Source organism: Nonomuraea mesophila (assembly GCF_004352805.1).
GTDB classification, from domain to species: domain Bacteria; phylum Actinomycetota; class Actinomycetes; order Streptosporangiales; family Streptosporangiaceae; genus Nonomuraea; species Nonomuraea longispora.
The window spans coordinates 1-5,178 of sequence record NZ_SMLD01000303.1; the positions used below are offsets into that span (position 1 = coordinate 1).

Annotated in this window: 5 protein-coding genes; 3 read left to right on the top strand and 2 right to left on the bottom strand. The window is 71.2% G+C overall.

Annotated elements, in window-relative coordinates:
- Window positions 1-833: 833 nt before the first annotated feature.
- Together E1295_RS46885 and E1295_RS46890 are read right to left on the bottom strand one after the other, a co-directional pair.
- Window positions 834-2,249, bottom strand: a complete 1,416-nt coding sequence (locus tag E1295_RS46885; protein ID WP_132641687.1) for a xylulokinase — start codon at window positions 2,247-2,249, stop codon at window positions 834-836.
- A 104-nt stretch (window positions 2,250-2,353) separates the two neighbouring features.
- On the bottom strand, window positions 2,354-2,542 hold the full coding sequence (locus tag E1295_RS46890) for a hypothetical protein (RefSeq protein ID WP_132341854.1): 189 nt from the start codon (window positions 2,540-2,542) through the stop codon (window positions 2,354-2,356).
- Between the two features lie 175 nt (window positions 2,543-2,717).
- Here E1295_RS46890 and E1295_RS46895 point away from each other — a divergent pair, with 175 nt between their 5' ends.
- The 3 genes from E1295_RS46895 (at window position 2,718) to E1295_RS46905 (ending at window position 4,896) form a co-directional block, all read left to right on the top strand.
- On the top strand, window positions 2,718-3,227 hold the full coding sequence (locus E1295_RS46895) for a VOC family protein (RefSeq protein WP_132641689.1): 510 nt from the start codon (window positions 2,718-2,720) through the stop codon (window positions 3,225-3,227).
- A gap of 50 nt (window positions 3,228-3,277) precedes the next feature.
- Complete coding sequence (locus E1295_RS46900) at window positions 3,278-3,514, top strand: hypothetical protein (protein WP_132641691.1); 237 nt, start codon at window positions 3,278-3,280, stop codon at window positions 3,512-3,514.
- A gap of 221 nt (window positions 3,515-3,735) precedes the next feature.
- Window positions 3,736-4,896, top strand: coding sequence for an MFS transporter (locus E1295_RS46905; RefSeq protein ID WP_132641693.1), 1,161 nt, complete (start codon window positions 3,736-3,738; stop codon window positions 4,894-4,896).
- Window positions 4,897-5,178: the final 282 nt, after the last annotated feature.

A 5,178-nucleotide genomic window follows, 5' to 3' on the forward strand; every position in this document is an offset into this window, starting at 1 on the left:
CCCCTGATACCAACTGATCAAAAACCAACAGCAGTCAGTCGCACCGGCCCTTCCCCCAACCCGACCTCGCAGAGAAACTCCACCCACCGCCGCTGGTTCCCGACCTCGCAGAGAAGCTCCACCCCCACACCACAAACACATCCTTTACGGCTGCGCCCAGTGAGCCCCACCCACCGCCGCTGGTTCCCGACCTTCCAGGGAGACGCTCACCAGCCTCACGGCATCCCGCCGCAACGGCGCCCCGGCACGATCACCTTCGCAACCCCTGAACCCCGTCACGTCAGACCCTCAGGCACCACCACATCCAGGACACTCAGGCACCATCACGTCCAAGGCCCTCGCGCGACCGATCGCTCAGACCGCAGCCCTCGTGCGGCAGCCCTCGGGAGGATGTGCGTCTTGGCGCGGGTGTCAACACCGGGCCCACCTCCGCAACGGCGCCCGACCCCCGACGGCGACCCCCAACCCCGAACGTGACGGTCCCACGCGAGCCATAGGAGACCGTGCCGAGCCAACCGAACGCGACGGTCCCACGCGAACCAAAGGTGACCGTGCCGAGCGATCCGAAGGTGACGGTGCCAAGTGATCCGAAGGTGATGGGGCCGGGGCGCCGTAGCGGCGGGATGCGGTGAGGCTGGTGAGCGTCACCCTGGAAGGTGGGAAACCAACGACGGCGTTTGGGGCCAACCAGGCGCAGCCGTAAAGACACCAACCAATAGCCACCGTCGCGGCCGGTGAGGCGGGTGAGCGTCACCCTGGAAGGTGGGAAACCGACGACGGCGCCTGGGGCCAACCAGGCGCAGCCGTAAAGAAAGAAAAGAACAGAAAACGGCTCAGTCCAGCACACGCGCCGTTGCGCGCGCGTAGCGGGGGCGGATGTCGGGTGCGGGGGCGGCTTCGTAGGTGGCGGTGTCGTGGGGCTGCCAGTCGGGTGTGGTGACCAGGGTGGCGGCCTGGTGGGCGGCCCCGTCGGCGACGTATTCGGCGGGTGGCGGCACCGCGATCGGCACCCCGAAGATCGTGGGGGCGATGCGGCGGACCGCTTCTGAGCGGGCGGCGCCGCCGATCAGCAGGACACGTTCCGCCTCCAGGTCGAGGGCGTCGAGCGCGTCGGCGAGCCCGCAGAGCATGCCTTCGATGGCGGCTCTGGCCAGGTGGGCGGGGGTGGCGGTGGCGAGGGTCAGCCCGTGGATCGAGCCGGTCGCGGTGGGGCGGTTGGGGGTGCGCTCGCCTTCGAGGTAGGGGACCAGGGTGAGCCCGTCGGCCCCCGGCGGCGCCTGAAGGGCGAGGTCGCTCAGCTCGTCGAGTGAGACGCCGGCGATGCGGGCGGCGGCGTCCATGACGCGGGCGGCGTTGAGCGTGCACACCAGCGGCAGGAAGCGGCCCGTCGCGTCGGCGAATCCGGCGACCGCGCCGGTGGGGTCGGCGCTGGGCGTCCCGGCGATCGCGAACACCGTGCCGGACGTGCCGAGCGACACGACGACGTCGCCGGGCCGCGCGCCGACGCCGAGCGCCGCCGCCATGTTGTCGCCGGTGCCGGGCGCGATCAGGAGGGGCCCTGAACCGGGCGCCGGCTCGCGCGGCCCGAGCACCTTGGGCAGGTGGGGGACGGTGCCGAGGGCGGTCTTCAGCAGGTCGGTGCGGTAGGCGCCGGTCGCGGGCGACCAGTAGCCGGTGCCGGAGGCGTCGCCGCGGTCGGTGGCGAGTTGGTCGAGGGGCGGCGTGGGGGCGTCGCGCCAGGCCCGCGCGTCGAAGGGGCCGGTGGCGAGCGCCCCGGCCAGGCGCCAGGTGAGCCAGTCGTGCGGCAGGCACACGGCCGCCGTGCGCTGCGCGTTGTCCGGCTCGTGCTGGGCCAGCCAGCGCAGCTTGGTGACGGTGAACGAGGCCACGGGCACCGAGCCCACCGCCTCGGCCCACGCCTGGGGGCCGCCCAGCTCGGTGACCAGGTCGGCGGCGGCCTGGGCGGAGCGGGTGTCGTTCCACAGGAGGGCGTCGCGGACGACCTCTCCGGACGCGTCGAGGCAGACCATGCCGTGCTGCTGGCCTGCCACGCTGATGGCGGCCACGTCGTCGAGCCCGCCGGCCTCCTCGATGGCCTGCAGTAACGCGGCCCACCAGTGTGAGGGGTGGACTTCGGTGCCGTCGGGGTGCGCGGCCCGGCCCTGCCGGACCAGCGCGCCCGTCTCCGCGTCGCGGATGACGACCTTGCAACTCTGCGTGGAGGAATCGACCCCTGCGACCAGCGTCACCCACGACCTCCTAGCACGTGTTCCAGCCCGAAGCTGGCTGAGATGGGGCAAATGCTACCTGCGCCCAGCGACCATGCCTCGATGCTCCCCCCGCCTCCGGGAGTTCACAAGCCCGATGGATCGCGGCCCACGCTGATCTCCTCAGCGATCCTGCGAATCTCCGTCACCTCGAGGCCGGGAGCCTTGGGCAGGTCGCGCAGCAGCGCGTCCATCACCACCGGCACGGGCTGGCCTGCGAGCCTGCCCGCGATGCCGTGAACCGCCCTGAACAGCGCCTCTTCGGTGTCGTGCATCGGCAATCTCCTCGGTTCGGGTACCCGGAGAACGGTACGGCCTCGGTCCGACAGTTGCGCACCACACCCGCCCGCGTGTTCCGGCGTGTCCGTGCGGAAGGCCGTCCCACCAGCGGCAGCCGTAATGGTTGAATTCTCATACATTGGAGGTGGGCTCCATCGAAAGGAGAACACCATGCCGATCCAGCGGCTCAACCACGCGGTCCTCTACGTCAGAGACACCGAGCGCAGCGTCGCCTTCTACCGTGAGGCCCTGGGTTTCGAGGTCGTCATGGCCCTGCCGGGCGCCGCCTTCCTCCAGGCTCCCGGCTCGACGAACGACCACGACCTGGGCCTGTTCGAGATCGGTGGCGACGCGGGGCCCTCACCGGCCGGCCGCACCACGGTCGGCCTCTACCACCTGGCCTGGGAGGTCGACACCCTCGACGAGCTCGACCGCGTCGCGGCCCGGCTGCGCGAGCTCGGCGCGCTGGTCGGCGCCTCCGACCACGGCACCACCAAGGCCCTGTACGCGAAGGACCCCGACGGGCTGGAGTTCGAGGTGTCGTGGCTGGTGCCGGCGGCGCTGCTGACGGAGGACGCGCTCGCCGCCCGCTCCAGCGTCCGCCCGCTCGACCTGAGCGCCGACAAGGAGCGGTACGGCCCACAGACCCGAGGCGGCGTGGGCGTGTCCGTCCCGGCCTGAAGTACCGTGGTCATGAGGGATTCCACCGGGTGACTTCCAGGGGAACGACCATGCCAAGCGATCCTGACCATCTGCTCGACGCGATCGACGGCGTAGTCGACGAGTGGGAGACGCTCAGCGCCGACGCCATGCGCTGGGCGCCTCCCGAGAGCAAGAGCCCCGACCTCATGACCGAGGTGGGCGAGATCTTCGGTCCGCTCGTCAACGCGTTCACCGAGGTGCTGCGGCCTGTCGGCGACGCGTTCGAGCGGGTCCTGCAGTCGTTCGACGACGACGGCCGCGACTGACACGCGACGGGCCCCCGCCACAGGGGCCCGCCGTAAGGGCCCTGCGCCGTACATTCGCGCGCCGATGAGAGGGGCGTGCGGGGTGGACGGCGGCGGAGAGGGCGTTAGACTTCCGGGTATGACCTGGCGACATTGATCCATAACCAGGGGCCGGCGCGGGGCGCGCGGGCCTCCGAGGCGACAAGCACTCGGAGTCCCTACTCGTCCCCCTGGAAGGCCTCATGCTTGTCGCGTCGCTCTACGTTTACACGTTCCTCGGCGAATTCCTGCTGATCTACCCGGTCTACACGCTGCTGTTCATCGACACCGGGTTGTCCGTGGCCGAGACGTCGTCCCTGTTCGTCATCTGGTCGGTGACGGGCATGGTGCTCGAGATCCCGTCCGGTGCCTGGGCCGACCGGCTGTCCAGGCGGGTCACCCTGTGCCTGGGCCCGCTGCTGGCCGCCCTGGGGTTCAGCCTGTGGCTGCTCTTCCCCTCCTACTGGGCCTTCGCCCTCGGCTTCGTGCTGTGGGGCGCGGAGGGCGCGCTGGTGTCCGGCGCGTTCGAGGCCCTTTCCTACGAGGAGCTGGAGCGCCGCGGCCAGGCCCACCGCTACACCGCCATCATGGGCCGGGCGACCGCCGTGGGCACGGTCGCCGTCGCGGCGGCGATGGGCCTGGCCGTGCCCGTCTTCGCGGCCGGCGGTTATCCGGCCGTGGGCGTCGCCAGCGTGCTGGCCTGCCTGCTGTGCGCGGCCACGGCGCTCACCCTGCCCGAACACCGCACGCGCGGCGGCGACGGCGACGGTGAGGGTTACCTGGCGATTCTGAAGGCCGGTCTGACCGAGGCCCGCACGGACCGGCGCGTCCTGCGCGCGGTGCTCGTGGTCGCTTCGGTGACGGCGATCTGGGGCGCGCTGGACGAGTACGTCCCCTACCTCGCGACCGACACGGGCGTCGCCAAGGCCGTCGTCCCGGTGCTCATCCTCCTCGGCTGGGTCGGCGCCACGGCGGGCGGCCTGCTGGCCGGACGCGCGCAGAACATGCCACCCCGCGCGTACGCCTGCACGATCGTCCTCGCGGCGCTGGCCCTCGCCGCGGGCGCGGTCAGCGGGCACCCGGCGGGGTTCGTGCTGATCGCCCTGGCCTTCGGGGCGTTCCAGCTGGCCAGTGTGGTGGCGGACGCGCGGTTGCAGGAGCGGATCACCGGTACGGCCAGGGCCACCGTGACCTCGGTCGCCGGCCTCGGCATGAACGTGGTCACGCTCGCGGTCTACGCCGCGTACGGGGCCGCGTCGTCGTACGTGTCGCACGGGCTGACGTTCGCCCTCATGGTGGTGCCGTACGCGTTCATCGCCCTGTTGACGGCGCGTTCCACGGCCGTCGCGCCGGCGATCCGGTGACCTGAGCTGCGACGACCTTACGGGCAGGGCGGCCGCGCGGCCTTATAGGCAGGGCGGCCGCCGTCCGGGCCCGCGGCCGAAACCGCGGCTATAACACCGAAATAGGGCTCGTTTGACATCTGACGAGAAGCGTTAGCAGCCGTTAACTTGACAGCACCCCCAACCGAGGAGTGCTCATGTTGAGTAAGCGCGGTGCGGTGGCAGGATCGATCATCCTAGCCGCCTGCCTGGCCACCCCCCTCAGCCCCGCATTCGCTGACCCGGCACCCCAGTCCGCTCCCC